General features: G+C 51.9%; 18 protein-coding genes. 13 read left to right on the top strand and 5 right to left on the bottom strand.

What is annotated here, in order from left to right; translation table 11 throughout:
• Positions 1-194 precede the first annotated feature (194 nt).
• The 4 genes from kbl to agaR all read left to right on the top strand — a co-directional run bounded on the left by kbl (position 195) and on the right by agaR (position 6,049).
• Positions 195-1,376, top strand: a complete 1,182-nt coding sequence (kbl, locus tag FN808_RS06535; protein WP_142713747.1) for a glycine C-acetyltransferase — start codon at positions 195-197, stop codon at positions 1,374-1,376.
• 9 nt (positions 1,377-1,385) lie between these two features.
• Positions 1,386-2,351, top strand: a complete 966-nt coding sequence (locus FN808_RS06530) for an NAD-dependent epimerase/dehydratase family protein (RefSeq protein ID WP_142713746.1) — start codon at positions 1,386-1,388, stop codon at positions 2,349-2,351.
• 187 nt (positions 2,352-2,538) lie between these two features.
• Positions 2,539-5,139, top strand: a complete 2,601-nt coding sequence (locus FN808_RS06525; RefSeq protein ID WP_142713745.1) for an alkaline phosphatase D family protein — start codon at positions 2,539-2,541, stop codon at positions 5,137-5,139.
• A 145-nt stretch (positions 5,140-5,284) separates the two neighbouring features.
• A complete protein-coding gene (gene agaR, locus FN808_RS06520) occupies positions 5,285-6,049 on the top strand; it encodes a transcriptional repressor AgaR (protein ID WP_142713744.1) in 765 nt (254 codons plus the stop codon).
• 50 nt (positions 6,050-6,099) lie between these two features.
• Here the strand turns inward: agaR and FN808_RS06515 are convergent, their stop codons facing one another.
• The 5 genes from FN808_RS06515 to FN808_RS06495 all read right to left on the bottom strand — a co-directional run bounded on the left by FN808_RS06515 (position 6,100) and on the right by FN808_RS06495 (position 11,114).
• Complete coding sequence (locus FN808_RS06515; RefSeq protein WP_142713743.1) at positions 6,100-7,095, bottom strand: amidohydrolase family protein; 996 nt, start codon at positions 7,093-7,095, stop codon at positions 6,100-6,102.
• 6 nt (positions 7,096-7,101) lie between these two features.
• Complete coding sequence (locus FN808_RS06510) at positions 7,102-7,923, bottom strand: class II fructose-bisphosphate aldolase (protein WP_142713742.1); 822 nt, start codon at positions 7,921-7,923, stop codon at positions 7,102-7,104.
• Positions 7,907-8,890 carry a carbohydrate kinase family protein gene (locus tag FN808_RS06505; RefSeq protein ID WP_142713741.1) on the bottom strand — a complete coding sequence of 328 codons (984 nt, stop codon included), beginning with the start codon at positions 8,888-8,890 and terminating at the stop codon, positions 7,907-7,909. Before FN808_RS06505 ends, FN808_RS06510 begins: the two co-directional genes overlap by 17 nt.
• An 83-nt stretch (positions 8,891-8,973) precedes the next feature.
• Positions 8,974-9,912 carry a 1-phosphofructokinase family hexose kinase gene (locus tag FN808_RS06500; protein WP_142713740.1) on the bottom strand — a complete coding sequence of 313 codons (939 nt, stop codon included), beginning with the start codon at positions 9,910-9,912 and terminating at the stop codon, positions 8,974-8,976.
• Positions 9,909-11,114, bottom strand: coding sequence for an SIS domain-containing protein (locus FN808_RS06495; protein ID WP_142713739.1), 1,206 nt, complete (start codon positions 11,112-11,114; stop codon positions 9,909-9,911). The genes FN808_RS06500 and FN808_RS06495 overlap by 4 nt, the downstream gene beginning before the upstream one ends.
• A 258-nt stretch (positions 11,115-11,372) precedes the next feature.
• On the opposite strand from FN808_RS06495, the gene FN808_RS06490 reads away from it, so the two are divergent.
• From FN808_RS06490 to FN808_RS06450, 9 genes are all read left to right on the top strand, one after another.
• A complete protein-coding gene (locus tag FN808_RS06490; protein WP_142713738.1) occupies positions 11,373-14,441 on the top strand; it encodes a SusC/RagA family TonB-linked outer membrane protein in 3,069 nt (1,022 codons plus the stop codon).
• Positions 14,442-14,466: 25 nt separating this feature from the next.
• A complete protein-coding gene (locus tag FN808_RS06485; protein ID WP_142713737.1) occupies positions 14,467-16,017 on the top strand; it encodes a RagB/SusD family nutrient uptake outer membrane protein in 1,551 nt (516 codons plus the stop codon).
• 104 nt (positions 16,018-16,121) lie between these two features.
• Positions 16,122-17,486: a Gfo/Idh/MocA family protein gene (locus FN808_RS06480; protein WP_221929945.1), complete on the top strand. Its 1,365-nt coding sequence runs from the start codon at positions 16,122-16,124 to the stop codon at positions 17,484-17,486.
• Positions 17,487-17,657: 171 nt separating this feature from the next.
• On the top strand, positions 17,658-18,404 hold the full coding sequence (locus FN808_RS06475; RefSeq protein ID WP_221929944.1) for a 3-keto-disaccharide hydrolase: 747 nt from the start codon (positions 17,658-17,660) through the stop codon (positions 18,402-18,404).
• A gap of 92 nt (positions 18,405-18,496) precedes the next feature.
• A complete protein-coding gene (locus FN808_RS06470; RefSeq protein ID WP_142713736.1) occupies positions 18,497-19,222 on the top strand; it encodes a 3-keto-disaccharide hydrolase in 726 nt (241 codons plus the stop codon).
• 49 nt (positions 19,223-19,271) lie between these two features.
• Entirely contained in the window at positions 19,272-20,183 is a 912-nt protein-coding gene (locus FN808_RS06465) for a PIG-L deacetylase family protein (protein ID WP_185958280.1), read from the top strand.
• Positions 20,184-20,300: 117 nt separating this feature from the next.
• Complete coding sequence (locus FN808_RS06460) at positions 20,301-21,542, top strand: amidohydrolase family protein (RefSeq protein ID WP_142713734.1); 1,242 nt, start codon at positions 20,301-20,303, stop codon at positions 21,540-21,542.
• A 62-nt stretch (positions 21,543-21,604) separates the two neighbouring features.
• Positions 21,605-23,035, top strand: coding sequence for a Gfo/Idh/MocA family oxidoreductase (locus FN808_RS06455; RefSeq protein ID WP_142713733.1), 1,431 nt, complete (start codon positions 21,605-21,607; stop codon positions 23,033-23,035).
• Between the two features lie 120 nt (positions 23,036-23,155).
• On the top strand, positions 23,156-24,418 hold the full coding sequence (locus FN808_RS06450) for an NRAMP family divalent metal transporter (RefSeq protein ID WP_221929943.1): 1,263 nt from the start codon (positions 23,156-23,158) through the stop codon (positions 24,416-24,418).
• Positions 24,419-24,500: the final 82 nt, after the last annotated feature.

Here is a 24,500-nt window from a genome sequence, read left to right as displayed (position 1 = left end):
ACAACATTCTTTTGGTAAAAGCTGCCCCCGTTTGTGAGCATGATATCCGACCCGGCACAGCGAATTGTACTAAAATATTCTGCGAAACTTTCGTTATTTTGAAATCATCATCACGGCGGGCGCAACAGTCATCATTTCCGGTATCCTGGTGGTGTGATAAAGAAAACTGATGAACGTTAACAAGGAAAAAGGTAATGTACACAAACTTGAAGCAGCGGTTGCAGAACGAATTGGATGAACTCAAAGAAGAAGGACTCTACAAGGAGGAACGCATCATAACGACGCCGCAGGGAGCGGTCATTAACACGGAAGGTGGAGAGGAGGTGATCAACTTCTGCTCGAATAACTACCTGGGGCTTTCCTCGCATCCACGTGTGCTCAAAGCGGCCAAGAAAACGATCGATGAATATGGATACGGGATGTCTTCTGTTCGCTTTATCTGTGGTACACAGACCATTCACAAGAAACTGGAAACCAAACTGGCCGATTTCCTGGGTACGGATGATGCGATCCTCTATGCAGCTGCTTTCGATGCCAACGGCGGTATTTTCGAGCCCCTGCTGGGACCGGAGGATGCGATTATTTCTGACCGCCTCAACCATGCCTCCATCATTGACGGCGTCCGACTTTGCAAGGCACAGCGTTATGTTTACGCTCACAACGATATGGCAGCTCTCGAGGGGAAGCTTCAGGAGGCCTCGGACGCGGAAGTGAAAATTATTGCTACTGACGGCGTTTTTTCGATGGATGGCACTATTGCCCAGCTTGACAAAATTTGTGATTTGGCCGAGCAGTATGATGCCCTGGTCATGTCGGATGAGTGCCATGCTACCGGTTTTGTCGGGGAAACCGGGCGGGGCGTGCATGAGTTTCGCGATGTAATGGGACGAATAGATATCATCACAGGTACTCTGGGCAAGGCGCTGGGAGGCGCCTCCGGCGGCTTTACGGCTGCCCGGCAGGAAATTGTGGATATGCTGCGGCAGAAATCGCGGCCATACCTTTTTTCCAACACGCTGGCTCCGGCCATTACCGGCGCGTCCATCGAGGTACTGAACCTGCTGAGCGAAACAACCGAGCTGCGTGACAAGCTGGCGGAAAATACCGCCTATTTCAGGAAGGGGATGGCCGAGGCCGGATTTGATATTAAAGAGGGTACACATCCCATTGTCCCCATTATGCTTTATGATGCCCCAAAGGCCCAGCAGTTTGCCGAGCAGCTCCTTGACAAGGGCATTTACGTGATCGGCTTTTATTATCCGGTGGTCCCCAAAGGAGAGGCCCGCATCAGGGTACAGCTGTCGGCAGGTCATGAAAAAGAGCACCTTGACCAGGCCATAGCAGCATTTAAGGAAGTGAAAGAAGAACTTTCGTAACAGTATATTATGACCAAGATCTTATTAACCGGGGCATGTGGACAGTTAGGCAGTGAATTGACGCTCAGGCTGCGGTCATTACTGGATAATGAAAAAGTCATAGCCTCTGATATCCGCGAGCCGCAGGGGGCCCTGGCGGATGGTCCTTTTGAGTACTTGGATGTGCTCAATAAGAAGGATATTGCCGGCGTCATCAAAAAACACAATATCGAGCAGGTCTACCATCTTGCTGCAGTATTGTCTGCCAAAGCTGAGCAGAATATTGAGCTGGGATGGAAACTCAACATGGAGGGGCTGCTCAATGTGCTGGGCCTGGCAAAAGAAAACTCCCTTGATCGCCTCTTCTGGCCCAGTTCTATCGCTGTCTTCGGCCCTGATGCACCTAAACAGGAAACCCCTCAGAATACGGCCCTCAATCCGACTACAGTATATGGTATCAGCAAGGTGGCCGGTGAGCATTGGTGCTCCTATTATCATCGGCGCTTTGGTGTAGATGTCCGCAGCCTGCGTTACCCGGGATTGGTGGGATACCGGGCAATGCCTGGGGGAGGCACAACCGATTATGCCGTGGAAATCCATCACAAGGCGATCAGCGGCGAACCGTTTTACTGTTTCCTGGATGAGGACGCTATGCTGCCCATGATGTATATGGATGATGCGGTGGAGGCCACCATCCGCCTCATGCAGGCTCCTGAAGAAGAGGTTGCCGTCCGGACCAGCTATAATGTAGCGGCGATGAGTTTCTCTCCATCCGAGATTGCAGCGGTAGTCAAAAAGCGGGTACCCGCTTTTGAGATCATATACAGGCCGGATTATCGACAGGCTATTGCCGATTCCTGGCCCGATTCTATTGACGATAGCCCGGCGCGTGAGCAGTGGGGCTGGAAGCACGCTTACACGCTCGAAAAAATGGTCGACGACATGCTACAGCACCTGCCGGAAAAGGCGGGCATGGATACCTTGGAGCGCCAATAGGGAGCGCCATTTTTGGTTTTAACCTGTTTTTAGTATGATAGAGCTTGCAAACGGGATCACGATAAGGGATTGGATTATGTCCGTGGGTGTTTTTTAATGGCCAAAACATATGACCCGCCTGAATGCTTTTAGGTCTGCTCATCAGAGTACCCTCATTAGTACGTTATTTTTAATTTAAACTACGCTTATGGATCGCAAAGAAAGTATTAAGACACTGCTGCTGGGATCAGCATCCCTTCCTTTTATAAGCCGGTTTTCCCCGGGAAACGAGTCTGCTGCTCGCAAGGGGTCGGCTGTTTCAGTGAAAAGCCAGTGGAGCCGTATGCCGGAGATGAACTGGGCGGGACCTTCTTTTTGGGGTAACCGATTGCAAGACTGGGAAGTTACCGGAGGACGGCTTATGTGCAATGTCAGCGGACCCAACCGGACGCTCCATTTCTTGACGCACCAGCTGGGAGAAAATGGATTTTTCAGTACACAGGTGGAGGCGGATCTGCAGCGTCAGACGGGGGAAGACCGTGATTATATAGGCTTTCGCCTGGGCGCCCGTGGCCGATTTGAGGACTATCGGTCAGCCGCGGTGTTTGGGGAAGGGTTGGATGCCGGTGTGACAGCCACCGGAGCACTTTTTATCGGGAAGGATGACTTGTCGGATGAAACTGTTGAAGTGGACCAGCCGTTACGCCTGCTGGTGAATTACCAGGAGGGGACCCTTACGTTAACTGTTTTTAACCGGGAGTCGGATCAGCAGCTTTCTTCGGTGTCTTCATCGGTTGATGCTTCCGACCTGTCTGGAAATATTGCTTTGGTTTCACACTTCCCGTCGGTCAAGGAAGGGAAGCAGCCATCGGTTCGCTTTTCTGACTGGCAGCTTGCCGGCGAAGGTGTTGACAGCCATCCCGACCAGGGGTATGGCCCGATCTGCTTTGCCCAGTATACCCTGCACGACCATTGTGTTAAACTTACGGCCCAGCTGGCCCCTGTAGAGAGAGTAGAGGGGCACCAGGTGGAATTGCAGGTTGACGAGGGACAAGGCTGGAAAACGAGGCAGACAGCAACGGTTGATCCTCTTTCCCGGACGGTACATTTCCGACTGGAAGATTGGACGTCTGAGGAATCAGTTCCCTACCGGATTCTGCTGCGTTTGCCACTGAAGGACGGGGAGGAGACCTTCCACTACGAGGGGACCATCGCCCGGAACCCTGTGGATGATCCGAAGGTCAAGACGGCCGTATTCAGCTGTAATGCAGATCATGGCTTTCCGAATAACGAAATTGTAGAGCATGTCCCTAAGCATGAACCGGACATGGCGGTGTTTCTGGGCGACCAATTTTACGAAAGCCACGGTGGATTTGGGATACAGACGGATCCGCTGGAGAAGTCTTCACTTGATTTCCTGCGCAAATGGTACATGTTCGGCTGGTCGTATCGAGATATTTTCAGGCATATTCCATGTGCCATCATCCCCGACGACCATGATGTTTATCACGGCAATGTCTGGGGGGCGGGAGGTAAGGATGCTCCCACAGATAAGGGCTGGGGCTATGTGGCCCAGGATCAGGGGGGGTATAAGATGCCACCCGAATGGGTAAACATGGTACAGCGGGCCCAGACCAGTCATCTCCCGGATGCCTATGATCCAACGCCTGTCAAGCAGGGCATCGGTGTCTATTATACGGACTGGAATTACGGGGGAATCAGTTTTGCCATTATTGAGGATCGCAAGTTTAAATCGGCTCCCCAGAATGTCTTGCCCCGCGAGGCCAAGGTCACAAATGGCTTTATCCAGAACCGGGATTTTAATATACGGGAGTATTATGATGTGGATGCGGAGCTGCTGGGAGAACGACAGCTCTCTTTTCTCGAGCACTGGTCGGCCGACTGGAGTAATGGTGTCAATATGAAAGCGGTTCTCTCACAAACGAATTTCTGTACGGTGGCCACGCTTCCGGAAGGCTCCATTATTGACCAGATTGTTCCCCGCCTGGAGATCCCTGAACGGGGTACCTATGTGGAGGGGGATGCTCCAACAACAGATATGGACTCCAATGGCTGGCCGCAGAAGGGAAGAGACAAAGCGCTTCAACTCATCAGGAAAAGTTTTGCCTTTCATATTGCCGGTGATCAGCACCTGGCGAGTGTGGTACAGTACGGGGTGGATGAGCACCGTGATGCCGGCTTTGCCTTTGCCGGTCCGGCTCTGAACAATGTCTGGCCGCGCCGCTGGTGGCCCCAGGTGGACAAGGATCACCGGTCATTACTGGGTCGTCCCAAAAATACCGGTGATTTTGAAGATGGTTTTGGAAATAAAATGACCGTACTGGCGGTGGCCAATCCCGTTCAGACCAACCGTGAACCGGAAATTATTTATGATCGCTCCACCGGCTACGGCATTGTGACCTTTGACAAAAAAGAACGGACCATCCAGATCGAATGCTGGCCGCGCTATGTAGATCCGGAATCCAATCCCGGCGGGCAGTATGACGGCTGGCCACTGGTGGTTCACCAGGAAGACAATTACGGCCGGCGGGCCGCTGCCTGGCTGCCGGAAGTTCGGGTGGAGGGTATGGAAAATCCGGTTGTTGAAGTTCACAATGAAGAGTCGGGGGAACTAGAATATGCACTTCGTATAGCCGGGAGCCTTTTCAAACCCAAAGTTTTTTCCGCTGATGGGCGGTATAGCCTACGCGTGGGAGATCCGGACCGGGATGAGTGGCAGACGGTTGAAAACATTCGTCCGGGTGAAAACCAGGACCAGATTGTGTGTGCCTTCACCGGTAGTGCCTAGGTTCTCCAGACCTCCTACTGGAGCAATTGATGAGCATTGGTTGCACACAGAAAGAGAATTTTATTGCGTTTTGTTATCTTTTCGCATATATAAGTTTTCCGTAGGAAAATCAGTACGAAAAATTTTCAATAGATACTTGTTATAGATGAAGTCAACAGTTGATAGAAGGGATAAAATTATCCACAAGATTCAGAGTGAAGGATCGGTCCGCGTAGATGAGCTGAGTGAAGAGTTTGATGTATCGACGGTAACGATCCGCAATGATCTGGATTTTTTTGAAGAAAAAGGCCTTATCCATCGAACCTATGGCGGGGCACTGCTTCGCAATAATGTGTATAACGATCCTTCGCTGGAGGAGAAGCAGAAGATCAATATGGAAGAGAAGGGGCGCATTGGGGAATATGCGGCCGGGCTGGTGCAGAACGGGGAATCGATCATCCTTGATTCCGGGACCACGACCCGGGAGATTGCCCTGCGGCTGAAGGAGAAGAAAAACCTCACCCTCATGACCAATGCGATCAATATCGCCGTGGAGCTGGCGGGGGTCTCGAACCTCAACCTGATGCTGACCGGCGGCGTACTGCGCGACAAGTCCTATTCGCTTGTTGGGCCTGAAGCCGAGCGTACCATGCAGAACTACTATTTTGACAAACTTTTCCTGGGGGTTGACGGGATGGATTTTGAGCATGGACTTACGACCTCAAACCCCCAGGAAGCCCAGCTGAACCGCCTGATGGTGCAGCGATCCAACAAGGTGATTGCGGTCACGGATTCGTCAAAATTCGGACGTCACAGCTTTTCATATATCTGCGATTTGAACCCTATTGGCATGGTTATCACGGACGACAGGATTTCGGATGAATACGAACAGGGCCTGAAAAAGCGGGATATTGCTGTTGTCAAGGTATAGGTTCGGCCAGCTGACCGACCAATGACCTGGCTGGAGTTTATTGCTGATTGTTAATCAAGGTGGTACCAGTCCTGGGCGTTGGTGCGGTAGATCTTCTCAAGAATGGTTCGCGGCAGATCCAGCCCGCGGAATGATGGTTCGACCTGAGGAGACTCCAGTTCCCGGTCGGATGCAAAGAAATCCCAGTGGGTAGTCCAGCGTTTTTCAAGATCCCTGTTGATAGCCTCGGGAGAAGCAGAGGGATCGTTAATGATATCCGTTCCATAGATAATGCGGTCCTGAAAGGTGTCGAAGAAGTCGATAACCTTTTGTCGGTTTTCTGCGGTATGATAATAGAGGTGTGAAATTCGCTCAGCCAGGTCTACCGGCAGGTTGGGATAGGTTTCGAGCCGCTCGGTCACTTCATCGAGGTTCCATTCCAGGCTTGCAAGATGCAAGCCGATGAATCGAAGGCCCGGGTGACGGGATAAAACCTTGTCACGCGATTCAATATGGTCCCAGTAATCCGGATATTCATCATGTTTGTACATATGGTATTCCGGGTGGCCCGAGAAATAATCCCGGTCGCTTTTCACGGTCATCTCTTCAACCGGGAGCCAGCAGTTGCGGGGTTCCCCCTGATGTCCGAGCACCGGAATCTGCTGCTCTTCCAGATAGGCAAAAACGGGCTCCAGTTCCGGGTTGTCGAGCATCAGGAAAGAGCCGTCCGGGCGCTGAATGGACATCCCGATATTCTTCCAGAACTTGACGCCCCTGGCCCCCTCAGACAGCTTATGTTTAATCTTTTGGATGGCCCTTTCGGCCCATCCTTTTTCGAAGATGCCCTCGGTGGATACCGTGCAAACATAAAATAGATCGACGCCGGCATGTCCCTGGTGCTTTTGAGCAAGCTCCATTTGCTCGTCAACAGACGGAAACTCCGGGACCTCCGTATTGATTGTCAGCATAGAGAAGTTAAATTTCGAGGCCATCTCCAACAGGTTGGTGCGATCGGCGTTAAAGTGAACATGAGCATCTATTTTTGGAAAAGCGTCGATAGGCAGCATTTATTTTCAGGCTTGGTTTATCATTGCAATTTTTTCTTCGAGCAGCTGCTGTACATGGCTGATCGCTGTGGGAAAAACTTTTCTAAGATCAATTTCATCCGATTTGGGAAGTTCGTCACGAAGTGTATTCATAAAGCCATTTTTGACTTCTGTTGCCAGGTTTATCTTCCGTATGCCGTTATGAATGGCCGATTGTATCTGGGCATCCGGGATGCCTGACCCGCCGTGGAGCACCAGCGCTGCCGGGGTGGCCTTGTGGATATCGGCGAGCAGTTCAATATCGAGTTCCGGTTCACGGTCATAGAAGCCGTGGGCCGAGCCAATGGCGACGGCCAGGGCGTTGACGCCGGTATCTTTTACGAAAGTCCGTGCTTCATCCGGCTGGGTAAAAGCGACTTCTTCTTTTGACTGCCCCAGCTTGGCGATGTAGCCGAGTTCCGCTTCTACGTTGGCTCCGTAGGGCTCGGCCATCTCAACGACCTTCCGGCTCTTCTCTTTATTAATCTCCATGGGTTCTTCGCTGGCATCTATCATTACAGAGTCGTAACCGGCATCCAGTGCCCGCTGAATAAGGTCGATATCAGTGGCATGGTCCAGGTGCAGCCAGGCTTCCACGCCGTACTGGTGAATGGCGGCCCTGGCCAGCTTGGAGGTGACCTCCAGCCCCAGGTAGTCGATGGTACTTTTGGTTGATTGCAGAATAATAGCCGTATCTTGGGCAGCAGCTGCTTTCAGCACGGCCGAGAGGGTTTCAAAATTATAAAAATTGACGGCAAGCAGTGCCTTGTCGTCGTTATCCAGTTCAGCGAACTTAGCTTGTAAAGTCATCAGAATCGGTTATTGAAAGTTTATTTTTAGCGGTATGAAGTATATCGTTGAGGCTCGTAAGGGCCTGGGTGCCCCCCGGGGCTGTCGTTGAGACCGCACCGGTTATATTGCCAAATTTGATACAGCGTTCCAGGGGATCGCCCTGAAGGAATCGATAGATAACCCCGGCGTTGAAGCTGTCACCCGCCCCGACGGTATCAACGGGGTCCGGGTTGGTGTAGCCCGGGATGGATTTTATGGTATCTGAAGTAAAATAGGTGGCCCCCCGGGTCCCCTGCTTGATAATGACGGTTCCGTCGGTAAGATATGGCTGAAACCGGTCAATAGCCTCTTCCACCGATGAAGACCCGGTCATATTCAGGAATTCATCCTCGTTGGGAAGAAAGAAATCAATTCGGGAAAGCAGGTGCTCAAAATCTAGATCCCAGTGCTCTTCCGGGTCCCATTGAGTATCGATAGAGATTGTCATGCCGGCTGAACTGGCCCGGTCAATGATTGCCGGCAGATCCTCTTTTATGCCGGGTTGTAGAAAGATAGAGGAAATATGCATGTGGCGGGCCTGCCCGAAGGCCTCCTCCGGAATGTCAGCAAGGGCAAAATGTTCCATCGCCCCCGGATAGGTGACCATGGCCCGGTCATCAGCATACCGGATGATGGCTGTCAGGCCGGTTTTGTATTTATTGGTCACCGTGATCAGCGAGGTATCAACGCCATATTCCTGCAGCTGGGGGATGATGGTTTTACCAAAATCGTCATCACCAATCATGCCGCAGAATGCAACGGCAAGGCCCAGCCGAGAGCTGTTGCCGGCAAAAATGGCTGATGAACTGCCAAGGGTTAGGTTGAGATCGCCCGCTATCTTTTCTTTCCCCAGTTCGGGAAATGATTGTACATCATCGAGGATGAGATCCATATTCAACTCGCCAATAACTAAAAGATCTTTTTGGGGAGGGGTACTGGTAGACATCGATTTTGAAATTTGTGGTTAAAAATACGTTTGCTGAAGGCCTTAAACCCGGAAGAATTGCAGGGAATGTCGTTTCTGCAATGTCAGGATTCGGGCGGGGATACGGAGGTAACAGTTACATGTTCAAAGATTTTATGTACATCTGCTGCGGCCAGCATCCCCAGCTGGGGGGAGATACAGTTTGCACTCCCACAGGCTGTTGCAAATTTAGCCCATTGTTCTGGGAAATCGTAATTGAAAGTAGCCAGGCAGAGACCTGCAAGCAGACAATCGCCTGAACCGATCGTACTGTGAATTTCAGAAGGGGCAAGGTAATGAGAGGAGTGCCAAAGCTGTCCGTCGTGTAGCAGGTACAGTCCGTCGGCCCCATTCGTAACGGCTGCGAGCGTACAGTGTGCACTGAGCCACCGGGCGATGGCTGCTGGATCCTCTTTGCCACACAGCTGCTTGCCCTCATCACGGTTGATATGAATTGCGTAGGGCTGGGCTGCGAGTGCATTCTTCAGGAGGAGGCCGGAGGCATCCAAAAAAACAGGTCGGCCTGCTTCTTGTGCGAGTTCTATCATCTCAGCGTACAGCTTATCCCCAAATCCGCGGGCGGCGGATCCTCCGATGGTAACCGCTTTGATATTTTCATCAGCGAGGCACTGTTGGTAAGTGGTCTTGAACTTGCGCACCTGGTGTGCTGCTATTGAAGGTCCGCCGCCCAGTATCTCTGTTTCATTCCATTCCGTCGCACTTTGATTGGTGATGCAGATACGGGTCCATGCTTCTACATGCGGCCCAACCGGCTCAATATCCCGTTCAAGGCACTGCTCCTTGAGCCATTGCCCCGTTTGTCCGCCCCAGACACCCAGAACCATGACTTGCTGACCTAGTTCCCGGAGGGCAAAGGCGGTATGTATTCCCTTGCCGCCGGGATAAAACGATTCGGCCGCCGATCGATTGGTTGTTCCCCGCTGTATCTGGTCAATAGCCCAGAAAGAGTCGACCGATGGATTCGCACAAACCGTTAGAATCATAGCTGCTGTTGTCTATTGACAGACTTGGGAGTGTCGTTATAAATAGTAACGCCTTCCACAACCCGGGAAATCGTACCATCAGGAGAGGGATTGTCGGGATTGTAGCCCAGCATGAGGGACTTGAAGAAACCGATAATCTGTGCCGGCAGGGTGCAGAGGATGGCCCAGAACTCTTCCCGCAGTTTATGATTCTCACCCATCTGTATGGAAAAATCAACATTCGATGTAATATCACTGGTTTCGGCAACGGCGACGGTGGTCAGATCGATGTCATGCCGGGCAACCTGATCAATCAGATCTCGCTCATAGCGATTCGTTCGCTTATCATTGGATAATAGATAGACGATAAGCGTTTCATCATTGATAATAGCTTTGGGGCCATGGCGGAAGCCCAGAAAGGAATCGAATTTGCCGACGACCTGTCCATTGGTGAGTTCCTGTACCTTCAGATGCGATTCCTTGGCCACCCCCCAGTTACTCCCGCTGCCGAGGAAGACAATACGGCTGAATGCTTTCTGAGCAATGGTATGCAACATCGGGACATACTGCCCGAGCAGGTGTTCTGCGTAGGAGGAAAGCGTTTCTACCTGGCCCTGGAGCTTATCGGTTGGCACTGCTGAAAGAGCCGGAATCAGTGTGGCTGCCAAAGCCATGCTGGTGAAGCTGTTGGTCATGGCCAGGCTCTGATCCTCGGCTTCCGGGGGCAGTAGAAAAACACAGGTGTTGGGCTGCCCTTTCATCTGGGCCAGTTTGCCTTCCGCATTGCAGGTGATAATGAGATGATGCACCTCTTCACAGAGCTCATTGGCACGCTGAATGGCCGCTGTGCTTTCCGGGCTGTTGCCTGAACGGGCAAATGAAATCAAAAGCAGGGGCTTGGTCGTGGCAACGCGTTCCCTGAAATGAGTCACCAGGTCGGTGGTGGGAATGACTTGGGTGGGGCAGGATGTATGCGTAAGCCATGAAGAGGCAACCGTATCACCTACAAAGGCCGAGGAGCCGGCTCCTGTGAGTACGATATTTAATCCGCGTTTGGTTTGAAGATTATTGACAAAGGAAGTGAGCCGTTCTGACTCTTGCATTATTTTTTTCCAAAGCTTTTTCCATGTGAGGGGCTGCCGCTCTATCTCTTCGGCGGTAAAGGTGCCTCGATCACTTGGGGTTTCATTTGCAAGATAGTCAGGATGTAATAGTAAGCTCATGAAAAATACGGTTTAATAATTCTAATCGGTCTTTTCGGCACAACTTTTTTAAAGCCCAAAGCTAAAAAAAGATAGTATAACTTCTATAAAATAATAAAACGAAAGATTAAATGTATATAAGAAAGAGAAAGAAAAAATAAAACTTGCATTTAATTTATCTTTTGTTAAGTTGAAAATAAGGGAAAATAAAATTGACTTTATCCATTCTGTATAGGGTGGATAAGTCGTGGTGAATGAAATAAAGATAAGGGTGAAAATATGAAAGGTATCAGGATACTAACGTTCATTTCGTTGATGTTTTTTCTTGCCACCGCAGTCGTACAGGCTCAGGACATTACAGTTACCGGTCAGGTGACGGATGCTACCAGCGGCCAGTCGCTTCCGGGGGTGAATATTACGGTTCAGGGCACTACCCAGGGAACCTCTACCAACGCCGACGGACGGTATGAGATAACGGTCGCCTCGGATGCAACGCTGGTTTTCTCATTTGTAGGATTTCAGAGGGTGGAAGTTCCTGTAGAAGGACAAACTTCTATTGATGTTGTGCTCCAGGAATCGACGGCCGCGCTGGATGAGGTGGTGGTTGTCGGATTCGGAACCCAGCGCAGAGCTGATGTAACGGGCGCTGTCAGTTCGGTATCGGCCGATGAGCTGGAAGAGCAGCCCCTGACCAACACCGAGCTTGGTCTGCAGGGGGTCTCACCGGGATTGACTGTTCAGTACCAGGGGGGACAGCCGGGCGAGGAGAATACGGTAACCCGTATTCGGGGCACCGGTACATTAAACAATGCCAACCCGCTGATTCTCGTGGATGGGGTCGAGCAGTCGCTCAGCACGCTTGAGCCCTCGGCCATCGAGTCGATCACCGTATTGAAAGATGCGGCTTCGGCGGCGATCTACGGGTCGCGGGCTGCCAACGGGGTTATCCTTGTAACCACGAAGCGGGGATCCCGTACAGGCATGACCATTAAGTACAATTCCCATGTGGGCTGGCAGAACATGCTTGGCTTTCCGGAGCCTGCCGGCAAAGAAGAATGGATGAGACTTGAAAATGAAGCACAAGTCAATGCCGGGGGGTCGCCGACCTATTCCGAGGAATATATTCAGAATGTTGTGGCCGGGACCAACCCCCTGCAGTATCCATTTGCTGAATGGGAGGAGGGATCTTTTAAGGATAATGCCCTCGAGCAGAATCATTCGTTATCCGTTTCAACCGGAAGTGATGTGGGGCGTATCTATGCAAATGTCAACTACACCAACGCGGACGGCGTCGTACAGAATTTTAATAACCAGCGGGCCAGCATCCGTATCAACAGTGATTTGTTTATTACGGATGAGCTGACTGCGAAGGCCAACCTGCTGTACAGGAACCGGGATGTAACGGGGCCGGGCTTCACGCCTGCACGAATTGTCCAGGGCATCCTGCATATGAACAGGAATGCCGTGATGAGCTATCCCGACGGACAGGAAGCAACCGGTGATCTCCTGTTTGGGCAGTGGAATCCCTTTATTATGGCCAATTCGGGAGAAACCACCCGGCTCAGCAATGATATCGTAGGTACGGTGGGACTGGATTACCAGATTACGGAATCTATTTCCATCGAGGGTGATTTTACCGCCAACATCACCGGCACCAATGAGACCATTTTCCGGGAGTCCCGAAATGGCATGATCAATTATGTGACGGGAGAACCTGTTGCAGCGAGCGGTTGGTTTGGCACCAATACCCTGCAGGAGGGACGCTATTCGGAGCGTGAGCTCAGCCAGCGGCTCTTTTTGAACTATGATGAGGATCTTGGATCGCATTCCATTAGCGGGGTTGTCGGTTATGAAGAGATTTTTAACAGCACCGAACAGGTTTCAGCGGCCCGGGCCAACTTTTTCAACAACAAGCTGCGCTCCCTGAGTGCCGGGGATGCAGGGAACCAGCGTACGTGTCAATCCTATAACGATGCGGGCAGTTACACGGGCAGTTGTTATAATTTTGAATGGCGGCTTCGGTCGTTTTTTGGAAGAGCGAACTACTCCTACGACGACCGCTATTCGCTGCAGGCTAACCTGCGGTACGACGGCTCGTCGCGCTTTGGCGACGGCAACCGGTGGGGTCTGTATCCTTCGTTCTCGGCCGGCTGGAGAATATCCAGCGAGAGTTTCATGGAAGACGTTGATGCCATCAGCAACCTCCGGTTGAGAGGCTCCTGGGGGCAGCTTGGAAATGAACGCATCGGACTGTTCCAGTTTATGAATACCTATAATCTGAACCAGCCTTACCAGTTCAATGATAATGTGGTGCCAGGCGCTGCCGTTACTGACGCAGGGAACCCAAGCATCACCTGGGAAACAACCACAATGACAAATGTTGGGCTGGATCTTGGATTCATGGATGACCGGATTGAGGTCATCGCCGAGTATTTCTGGAATTACACCGATGATATCCTGCTGGATTTGCCTATTCCGGCTACCATCGGTGTTAACCCACCGACCCAGAACGCGGCGGAAGTATCCAATATCGGCTGGGAGTTCCAGGTGAACTATCACAGTGTGTCCAGGGATGATGACAGCTTCCAGTACACGGTGGGGGTTAATATGTCGGATGTTGTCAATAAGATTGAAAGCCTGAGCGGCGAAGGTCCCTTCTACCCTGATAAATTTACGGTCTGGGCCGAAGGCCATTCCATCAACTCGCTGCGGGGCTTTACTTCTCCGGGATTGTATAGAACACAAGAAGACCTTGAGCAGTACCCGGCAAGGATCAATCCCAATGCCGGCATCGGGGATATTATCTACAAAGATCTGAACGGCGATGGCAACCTTTCGCAATCACTGGCCAGCGATGGAGGCGACCAGATTATTATGGGCAATGAAGATCCGCGTTATGAATTCGGGATTAACTTCAATGCCACCTACAAGGGGTTCGATTTCGGGATGTTCTGGCAGGGCGTGCTTGAGCAGTACCACACCCTTGACGGTGCCCTGATGGAGGGGCCGAACTGGCAGAACTTTATCCCCAATGTCATGGCAGAAGAAACCTTCCATCCCGAACGAAATCCAGATGGAACATGGCCCAAGGTTACGGCCGGAAACACCTGGAACCTGCAGGAGTCGGATTTCTGGATCCAGGATACCAAGTATATCAGGCTGAAAAATATTCAGCTTGGGTATAAAATTCCTCAACCGGTGGTTAACAGCCTTCGAGTCTATGTTTCAGGTACGAACATGCTGACGTTTACACCTACCGAACTGTTCGATCCTGAAATACCGAGAGGAAGGAGTCAATTCTTTCCACATACCAAACAACTCACCGTAGGCCTGAATGTTACGTTTTAAACACTTATTAAATGAGGATTTTGTTATGAAGAAGAGTAAAATTATAAGTCTGTTTTTAGGAGTCGTCTTTATTCTCGGATGCGACAGTGGATTGGATATTCTGCCCACGGGTACGGTCGCAGAAGAAGTTTACTGGGAACGGGAAAAAGATGCGGTTACCGCTGTCAATGCCGTGTATCGCGAACTTGATGACGGAACCATGATCAAGCAGCTCGATGGAGTGACGGATATCGGCTACCGGGCGCCTTCAGGACCGGGAACCCTGCATGATGTGGGGGCCGGAAATATCGTGCCTTCCAATGATGCCATTACAGCCATCTGGAACCGCTATTACCAGGGCGTCCGTAAAGCCAATGATGTGATTGCCAATGTCGGGAAGGTGGAAACGGGCGATCCCGAAGTGCTCTCGCGGGTGGAAGCGGAGGCACGGTTCCTCCGGGCGTACTTTTACACGCAGCTGAGCAGTCTCTGGGGGGCAGTACCGCTTATCGAAGAACCCATTGATATCAATGAGCATGTGGGACGTACGCCCAAAGACCAGGTTGTGGAGTTCGTTATCTCAGAACTGGATAATATCATCAACAACAACCTGTTGCCCCTCAGCTACGAGGGAGAAAATATCGGCCGTGCCACCCATGGTGCCGCACTTGCCCTGAAGGCACGGATTGCATTGCGCAACAGCCGGTGGGCAATGGCCCGTGATGCGTCCAAAGCCGTGATGGACCTGGGTATTTATGAGCTCTATCCTGATTACCAGGGACTTTTCCAGTACGAAGGACAGAATTCAGCGGAGATTATTTTTGACCGCCAGTACGCTCCCGACGGACAAACCTATGGAGCTTTCAGCTATTCGGCTTCTTCTATCGGGGGTAACTCAGTAGTGGAACCGCTGCACGGACTGTATGAGCTGATGGAGTTCAAGGGGCCCAGGAACCCGGATGATCCCTATGAGAATATTGATCCCCGCTGGAATTACACGGTCTATTATACGGGACAGCCTATTGGCAATTCGACCTATAATTCCCGACCAGACAGCCCGACGCCCGACCGGGTTCAGGTTAGTGAGGCGGCCACCCAGCATGGTTATAATCTGAAAAAATGGGTAGACTGGGAAAATGACCGGGATAACCCATCCAACGGATCAATTAATCTGATTCATATCCGCTATGCCGATGTCTTGCTGATGTATGCCGAGGCAAAAATCGAACTGAATGAAATTGATCAGTCGGTCTACGATGCCATTAATGAGGTACGCCAGCGGCCATCGGTTGAGATGCCTCCCATTACCGGGGGCAAAAGCCAGGATGAACTGAGACAGATCCTGCGAAGAGAACGGGGTGTTGAATTAGCCTTCGAGGGGCTTCGACTGTTCGACATGAACCGCTGGGGCATTGGCGAGCGTAAAGAAGGCGTGGCTCAGGGAACGTATTTCTTTGATGAACAGGCCGGAGAGTGGTATCTCTATGATATCGGCTTTGATCGGTCCTTTAACCCGGAAAGAGATGTGCTCTGGCCTATACCTCAAAGTGAGATGAATAGTAACTCGGCCATAACAGAAAACAACCCGGGATACTAGGAAAGAAGAAACGAATTTAGTTTTGGATTTATCTCCCCGCAGACCGTCTTTTTACGGTTGTTCGCGGGGAGACAATATTACATAATAAAATCAAATAGGGTATTATGAGTAAAGGAGAACAAAGTCGCAGGGATTTTTTATCTACGGTTGCACTGGGCACGATAGGGGCTGTGGGAAGTGCCGGGGTGCTGGCAAGCTGCTCGAGTGCTGATACGGTTAGAATTCAGAATGAGCCGATGACATCGTTGCGGGAGCAGGCCCCCGACGGTGAGGTATTGAAAGCGGGTCTGGTGGGGTGTGGTGGCCGGGGAACCGGTGCTGCAGCAAATTTTTTAGACGCCGGTCCCAACCTGGAGATTGTTGCCCTGGGAGATACTTTCCAGGATCAGCTGGACAAATGCCGGTCGAGCCTGCAGGCGGCAAAGGGGATTGAGATTGCAGATGAGAACTGTTTTGTAGGGTTTGACAGCTATGAAAAAGTGATCAACTCGGATGTGGATGTTGTTCTTTTTGCCACTCCTCCTCATTTCCGGCCGATGCATGTCAAGGCCGCTATTGAGGCTGGAAAGCATGTTTTCCAGGAAAAGCCCGTGGCGGTAGATCCAGTCGGTGCGCGCATGATGATGGAAACAACCGAGAAGGCCAAGGAAAAGAACCTGTGCATGGTCAGCGGCACGGTTCGCCGGTATCAGAAGGATTATATGGAAACCCAGCGTCGCGTTAAGAACGGGGCCATTGGCGAAGTCGTGGGCGCCAACATCATCCGCAACGGCGGGGCCCTTTGGTGGGTAGAGCGCAAGCCGGAATGGTCGGATATGGAATACATGCTGCGCAACTGGGGAAATTTCAGCTGGCTGTCGGGCGATCACATTGTGGAAATGTTTATTCACGAACTTGATGTAATGAGCTGGTACGTGGGCGATCATCCCGATAAGGCGATTGGCTATGGTGGGCGTCAGCAAAGAATATCAGGCGACCAGTTCGACCAGTTCAGTATTGTCTATGAATATCCGAACGGGAAAAAAGTGCACTGCGCTACCCGTCAGATCAATGGCTGTGATAACGGGCGCAAACAGATCATCACCGGCACCAAGGGATATGCGGATGCGAGCGGATCACTGTATAACCATGACGGGGAGCTCATATGGGAATATCCTCATCCGGATGACAACGATCCTGATCCTACTTGGAAAGTACATCCACCCTACGTACAGGAGCATGTGGAGCTGGTTACAGCCATACGCTCTGGAAACTATATCAACGATTCGGAAGAGCAGATAAAGTCAACACGAATTGCGATGATGGGACGTATGGCAGCGTATACCGGGCAGGAGATCAGCTGGGAGGAGGTGCTGAATTCGGACGTGCGGCTGGGCCCTGAAACCTATGAATTCGGTCCGGTTGACGGCATTGCCGAGAAACCGCCGGTGGTTGGAACGGCCCCGGCTCCGACGGAAAGGTACGCTTAGTAGCAGAGTTGTAGAACCATGGGGATGCTACAGCTGAGAACGGCTGAGTATAGATAAAAGAAAAAGGGATGACAGCAGCGTCTGCCGGCCGGGTGCAGTTCCCGGGGTAACCCCGGGGAGCAGGATTGGTTTTGAGCTGCGAAGTGATACACATAGATAAGAAGGAGCAATATGGACAGGAGAACATTTGCCAGGCAAATGATGATGGGAACGGCCATGGTTGCGGCTCCCTCCGGGATGAAGCGGCTGGATTCCGCTTCCCCGGAGAGTGTGCCCCCCTCATTTACGCCACTGTTTAACGGTCGAAACCTGGATGGGTTTGTGGATATGAATACCTCGGAAGATACCTGGTGGGTAGAAAACGGGATCCTCAAATGTACGGGTCAGCCCATCGGCGTGATGCGCACGGAAAAACAATACGAAAATTTTATTCTGGATATCGAGTGGCGGCATATGGAGCCCGGAGGAAATTCGGGGGTTTTTGTCTGGGCCAACGGGACGCCCTATGAGGATGAACCGTTTCCCACGGGCATCGAAGTACAGATGCTGGATCCCCGCTGGGCAGACATTAATGACGGAGCTGAGGAGTATGCGCATGGACACCTGTTTCCGGTCATGGGGCTGGAGGGGACGACTCCCGACAATCCCTCAAAGATAGCCAGAGGCAGGAGCTATGCCCTGGAGAACCGGGTAAAGGATACGGAAAAATGGAACAGGTACCTGATCGTTTGCATCGATGGCACGCTGAAGCTGGCGGTGAATGGAAAGTTCGTGAATGGAATCCGTTCCGAAAGGCGCAAGCGGGGATATATATGTCCAGAGTCCGAGGGAACGGAAATTCATTTCCGCAGGATGGATATCATGGAACTGCCCGGCGGCATCCTCGACCCGGCTGAGAGTGCCCCACCGGTTGACTGATTGATGTATGCAGAAGAGCCCGGGGCTGGATATGCACCTGGAAACCGCTGGGGCAGCTTCAGGACATGAAATAATCTTAACTACATATAGTGATGGAACCTATGAGATACCCGTACTTGATTTTACTTCTGGTCCTTATTGCAAGCTGTGGTCAAACCGAAGTTCCCGGTGATGAAGAAACCGAGACCGATTACCAGGAGGAAGGCTATACAGCTCTCTATAGCGGAAACCTCTCACAGTGGAAGGGACAGATTTCCGAGGATCCGCGAAAGATCCAGGAACAGATTGACGGGCTTTCGGAAGAAGAGCAGCAGCAGCTTCAGGCCAAAGTTGACAGTACTACTTTTGAACACTGGTACATCCAGGATGGGATGATTCTCTATGACGGTACAGAAGGGGTAGGGAATATTGAAACTCGCAGGGAATACGGTGACTTTGCATTGGCCCTGGAATGGAAAATTGGTCCCAAGGGGGACAGCGGAATCTATTTGAGAAATATGCCGCAGGTGCAGATTTGGGACCCCCACCATCAGGGAGTGGGCTCCGGCGGCCTGTATAACAACGATCCGCGCCTTGCCCCTTTGACTACAGCCGACAAGCCGGTCGGGGAATGGAACGCCATGCACATGCGGATGATAGGGGATTCGGTGTGGGTGACGCTCAATGACCAGGTCGTGGTTGACGGTGAGATTATGGATAATTTATGGGCGGATTACAAGCAGCCCGCTCCCGGCAGGGGACCCATCGTATTGCAAAGTCATGGCACGCCACTCTGGTTTCGAAATGTGTATATAAAAGAACTGGATGAATCCCGGTAGTGGAGGATATAAAAGAAACGCTGTTAATCTTAATGCTAACCTTGGTACAATGAAAAAAATTAATTCACTGTTGCTATTTGTATTCGGTATCCTTTGTGGTTTGACGGTGCAGCCAGCACTGGGACAAGTTGCGGAAGATGACAACCAGAAATTACGGATTATTGCCTTTGGCGCGCATCCCGATGATTGTGAACTGAGTGCCGGAGGGGTCGGCGCTTTATGGGCGGAAGGAGGACACGCCTTTAAATGCGTGTCCATGACCAATGGTGATATTGGGCATTTCGGAATGTCGGGCGGGGAATTGGCCCACAGGCGAATGGAGGAGGTACAGAATGCCGCCGATGTGCTGGGAATAACCACGGAAGTGATGGATATTCATGACGGGGAACTGATGCCTTCCCTGGAGAACAGGAAAAAAGTGGCCCGCCTCATACGCGAATGGCAGGCCGACGTGGTGATGGTCCACCGCCGGTATGATTATCACCCGGATCATCGCTACAGCGGTGAACTCGTTGATGATGCTACGATCCTGGTACAGGCCAAATACTTTACGCCTGATACCGAACCTCTTCCGCGCAATCCCGTCATCCTTTATTATCATGACCGGTTCAAAAAACCATATCCTTTCCAACCCGATTTAGTGGTGGGCATTGATCAGGCGGCAGAAAAAAAATGGCAGGCGGTTGAACAGATGCCCTCCCAGTTTTCTGACAAACAATCCTGGACATGGGGTACGCGGGATGAAGTACCCGAGGATGAGGAAAAACGCATGAGAATGCGCATTGACGAGTTCAAGGGGCAGGTTGAAAACCAGGCAGATATGTACCGTGAGCGGCTCATTGAATTATATGGCGAAGAGCAGGGAAAGGATATTCAGTATGCTGAATCCTTTGAACTCTCACAATACGGGCGACAGGTATCAACCGAGGAGCTTAAAGAAATATTTCCGACCTTCAACTGATTAGTATTGGCTGATTCCATCCTTGGTAAGAGGACGAAGTAGTCTATGGAGCATGAAAATATACCAGGCAAAGTCTGATTGTTAACCCGGAAGCTCAACGATGAATAGATCAAGGTTATGAAAACGAACAGGCGAGATTTTTTGAAAAAAGCGGGGCTGGCAGGCATCACCCTGACCGGAAGCGGCATCCTGGGGTGTAAACCGCAGACGGGAGACAGCAACGGCAGTGCGGCCGCGCAAGCCAATGGAAAGGACTGGCGGAAGGATCCCCGGTGGCGTCAAGTTAAATACGGCGACTGGAGCGGGCCGGGCGTTCCTTCCGGCCCGGGCCCCATGGATCACGTCCTCCTGAAGGACTATGCCCCCCGCTCATCCGTTGTAGCGGAAAAGACTACGATTTCGAAGGCCCGTTATCCGGTTATTGATGCCCATATCCATCACTATCCGGGGCAGGGCGGGCATGACGATCCGGAACAGGCGCTGGCGGACTGGGTAACGACAATGGATGAGGTAGGCATAGAGCAGTCGGTTGTGCTAACGGGGGCTACCGGAGATGAATTTGACGATCTGGTGCAGATGTACCTGGAACTATACCCGGACCGTTTTCAGCTGTACTGCGGGGTGGAGAGCAGCGGCATCGAGCAGTCGGACTACCCCGACCGGGCGGTTGTAGAGCTGGAACGGTGTTACAAGCAGGGAGCCCGCGGAATTGGAGAGGTTACCGACAAGGGATTTGGCATCACGAGGGATCGGAACCTGTCCCCCGAAAATCGGCTTCATCCCGATGATGACCGGTTGGACGCATTCTGGAAACGGGCCGGTGAGCTGAACTTGCCGGTTAATATCCATATCGCCGATCATCCTTCGGCATGGGAGGCCCCGGATGTGTTCCAGGAGCGGACTCCTATTTTTCAGCAGTTCAACCAGCACGGGGGAGAGGGGTTGTCGTACGAGGAGCTGCTGCCCCTGCTGCCCAGTACCCTCAGGAAACACCCCAATACCACCTTCATTGCCTGCCACCTGGCCAATCTGGGCAATGACCTGGGCCGCCTGGCCGGGATGCTGGATGAGCATGACAACCTTTATGTGGACATCTCGGCGCGCGACTACGAGGTGGGTCGGCAGCCGCGGGGCGCGGCGAAATTTATGAGCGACTACCAGGACCGGGTACTATTTGGCACTGATATGGGAATGGACCAGGGGATGTATCAGGCGTGGTGGCGCCTGCTGGAAAGTGACGATGAGCATATGACGGGCCGGGTCTGGTGGCGTTATTACGGGCTTGACTTGCCTGATTCCGTCCTGGAGGCGCTGTACCGCGGAAACGCGCAGCGCATTATGAACTGGGAAACCATATAGGGCACTGCAAATCGTGACAGCTGGGTATTTCAGAATATCGGACAGAAAAAAACAACAAGACCATGGGATCAAATCGCAGGGATTTTCTTAAAAAAGCGGGATTGGCTGGGGCTGGAATCATGGCAGGGGCTCCAGGAAAGTCCGGGGGCGCTCCTTTTCAGCAGGCGCATACGCAAGAGTTTAATATGCATGGCTATGCGGCCCCAAGATTGGAGACGGTCCGCGTCGGGTTTATCGGTATCGGAAGCCGGGGATCGGGGACGGTGGAGCGGTTTGCCCGCATTGAAGGTGTGTCGGTCATTGCGTTGTGTGACCTCTACGAGGATCGGGCACGGGCGGCCAGGAAGGCTATCCGGGAATTTTCCGATCATGACCCGGAGCTGTACCACGGCAGCGAGGACGCCTGGAAGAAGCTCTGCGATCGTGATGATATCGACCTGGTGATTATTTCCACGCCCTGGAAATGGCATGCTCCCCAGGCCATCTATGCCATGGAGCAGGGCAAACATGCCGGGGTGGAGGTACCGGCCGCCAAGACCATCGAGGAATGCTGGGAGCTGGTAAAAACATCCGAGCAGACCCGGAAGCACTGCATGATGCTGGCCAACTCAGCGTACGGGGATTTTAATATTCTTACCATAAACATGGCCCGCCGTGGTTTCTTCGGTGAGCTCGTTCACGGGGAAGGCGCATATATCCACGACCGGGTATCGAATACCGAATCCCGGTGGGTCAGGAATCCGGACAATCACAACTGGTTTGGCTATCGCCCGTGGCGGCTGAAAGAAAATATCAATCGCAACGGCAACCTCTATCCTACACACGGGCTGGGCACCATCTGCCAGGTAATGGACCTGAACTATGGTGACCAGATGGACTACATGGTTTCGGTATCCAGCAATGATTTTACCATGGCCGACAAGATGGAGGAGCTGGCAGCCCGCGACGACTATTACCAGTCTTTTGTTGGCCTGCAGTTCCGCGGCAATATGAATACCAGCATCATCCGTACCCACAAGGGGCGTACCATTATGCTTCAACACGATATAAGCTCACCGCGGCCAAACGTACGTTACAACCTGATTAGCGGTACAAGAGCCATCGCCCGCCACTATCCGCTGCCGGCGCGCATTGCCACGGGGCATGAGGGTTGGCTGCCACAGGAGGAATACGACGCGCTTGAAGAGCAATACAGACCTGAAATCAGTAGGAAGATGGGAGCCATAACAAAAGAAATCGGGGGACACGGCGGGGTGGATATGATGATGTCCTGGCGATTGATCGACTGCCTGCGCAGTGGCATCCCTCTGGATATGGACGTCTACGATGCGGCACTATGGAGCTGTATTGCCCCCCTGAGTGAGTGGTCGGTTGCCCATGAAGGCAACTCAGTGAAGGTCCCGGATTTCACCTCGGGGGCCTGGAAGAACAATGAAAAGGGCATGGATATCGAACTCAAGCGCGGGGGAACAACTCGTTTGGCAGAAGCCTAGGCCGTTCAGTGGATCAGATCTTTTGGTAATACAGGTACCAGCATTGTAAAAAAGTCATTCAGGCAATATGCTTCGTTCTTCAGCAGTAAGAGCAATAATTTGTCATGCAAACCAGCAATAGTGGAAAAAATATCGAATAGTGGACTGTTCAGGAAAATAATCATCGGGCTCAGTGCGGTGGGACCTGGCCTCTTCCTGATTGGATACAACATTGGCACGGGCAGTATTACCACCATGGGGATGACCGGAGCCCAGCATGGCATGACGCTTCTGTGGGCGCTGCTTCTGTCAGGAGTTTTTACCTATATCCTGATGGTGGCCTTCGGACATTTGACCCTGGTGACCGGCAAAACGGCGCTGCTGAATTTCAAAACGGAGATTCCCGGTATTGGCAGGGTGCTGGCCCTGTATATTATCGGAGCATTGATCCTGGGAGAGCTGCTGGCCCTGATCGGAATTATGGGTATTGTAGCAGAATTGATACAGGAAGGGATTCGGTTGAGCTCTTCCGACCAGGGGCTCGTCGTTCAAACGGGATGGATCATCCTGGTGATCAGCCTGCTGATATTCCTGGTGCTGTGGTTCGGCCGGTACAAGATCTTTGAAAAGATCCTCACTACCTTTGTCATCCTGATGGTCGGCTGTTTCGTCGCGGTATTTTTCATGGTCACACCCTCGTATTCGGCAATTTTAGAGGGTATGGTTCCCGGCATCCCGGATACCCCCGGCGCCTATCGACTTGTTGCGGCTATTGCGGGCACTACCTGTTCCGCCGCGGTCTTCATCATACGAAGTACGGTCGTAGCCGAAAAGGGGTGGACCATCAAAGATCTCAAACAGGAAAAAAGGGATGCTTTTGTCTCCGTTTTTACAATGATTTTCTTGAGTGCCATTGTGATGGCCGTCGGGGCCGGCACGCTGCATGTGATGGGACTGCGCATGGAAACAACTCTTGAGATGATTCAGCTTCTGGAACCCATAGGGGGCAACCTGGCTGCATTTCTGATGATTGTAGGGATTGCGGGAGCAGGCCTGTCGACCATATTTCCGATCGTACTGATTGCTCCCTGGCTGATCGCGGACTACATGGGGTGGCAGCGAGACATCCAGTCCCCGATGTTCAGGGTGCTTATTGTAGGCGGGCTTCTCTTTGCTTTTGGCTCAGTCTTTCTGGAGCAGACCCCGCCCGTGTTAATGGTATTGTCGCAGGCATTCCAGGCGGGAATTCTTCCGGCGGTGGCTATTCCGATATTCTACCTGCTGAACAAGGAGGAGCTGATGGGGAGCGAATATTTGCCCTCTCGGAAATGGAATCTCGGACTCATTGCCGTTATCGGATTTTCGCTGGTAACAACCTATTTTGCTATCAGAGGATTTTTATGAGATTATTATCTGTTAGGGTGCAGATATCAGGGAAGCAGGACGTTTTATGTGAGCAATATGTTTAAAGATAACAACCAATCAC

The sequence above is a fragment of the Fodinibius sediminis genome, from assembly GCF_900182555.1.
Taxonomy (GTDB): domain Bacteria; phylum Bacteroidota; class Rhodothermia; order Balneolales; family Balneolaceae; genus Fodinibius; species Fodinibius sediminis.
This window is presented reverse-complemented; position numbering and strand designations above follow the sequence as displayed.

Coding starts and splice junctions, on each gene's coding strand:
- agaR (WP_142713744.1), top strand. CDS start 5,285: ATGAAGTCAACAGTTGATAGAAGGGATAAAATTATCCACAAGATTCAG.
- FN808_RS06515 (WP_142713743.1), bottom strand. CDS start 7,095: ATGCTGCCTATCGACGCTTTTCCAAAAATAGATGCTCATGTTCACTTT.
- FN808_RS06510 (WP_142713742.1), bottom strand. CDS start 7,923: ATGACTTTACAAGCTAAGTTCGCTGAACTGGATAACGACGACAAGGCA.
- FN808_RS06485 (WP_142713737.1), top strand. CDS start 14,467: ATGAAGAAGAGTAAAATTATAAGTCTGTTTTTAGGAGTCGTCTTTATT.
- FN808_RS06505 (WP_142713741.1), bottom strand. CDS start 8,890: ATGTCTACCAGTACCCCTCCCCAAAAAGATCTTTTAGTTATTGGCGAG.
- FN808_RS06475 (WP_221929944.1), top strand. CDS start 17,658: ATGGACAGGAGAACATTTGCCAGGCAAATGATGATGGGAACGGCCATG.
- kbl (WP_142713747.1), top strand. CDS start 195: ATGTACACAAACTTGAAGCAGCGGTTGCAGAACGAATTGGATGAACTC.
- FN808_RS06490 (WP_142713738.1), top strand. CDS start 11,373: ATGAAAGGTATCAGGATACTAACGTTCATTTCGTTGATGTTTTTTCTT.
- FN808_RS06500 (WP_142713740.1), bottom strand. CDS start 9,912: ATGATTCTAACGGTTTGTGCGAATCCATCGGTCGACTCTTTCTGGGCT.
- FN808_RS06480 (WP_221929945.1), top strand. CDS start 16,122: ATGAGTAAAGGAGAACAAAGTCGCAGGGATTTTTTATCTACGGTTGCA.
- FN808_RS06495 (WP_142713739.1), bottom strand. CDS start 11,114: ATGAGCTTACTATTACATCCTGACTATCTTGCAAATGAAACCCCAAGT.
- FN808_RS06470 (WP_142713736.1), top strand. CDS start 18,497: ATGGAACCTATGAGATACCCGTACTTGATTTTACTTCTGGTCCTTATT.
- FN808_RS06460 (WP_142713734.1), top strand. CDS start 20,301: ATGAAAACGAACAGGCGAGATTTTTTGAAAAAAGCGGGGCTGGCAGGC.
- FN808_RS06525 (WP_142713745.1), top strand. CDS start 2,539: ATGGATCGCAAAGAAAGTATTAAGACACTGCTGCTGGGATCAGCATCC.
- FN808_RS06530 (WP_142713746.1), top strand. CDS start 1,386: ATGACCAAGATCTTATTAACCGGGGCATGTGGACAGTTAGGCAGTGAA.
- FN808_RS06455 (WP_142713733.1), top strand. CDS start 21,605: ATGGGATCAAATCGCAGGGATTTTCTTAAAAAAGCGGGATTGGCTGGG.
- FN808_RS06465 (WP_185958280.1), top strand. CDS start 19,272: ATGAAAAAAATTAATTCACTGTTGCTATTTGTATTCGGTATCCTTTGT.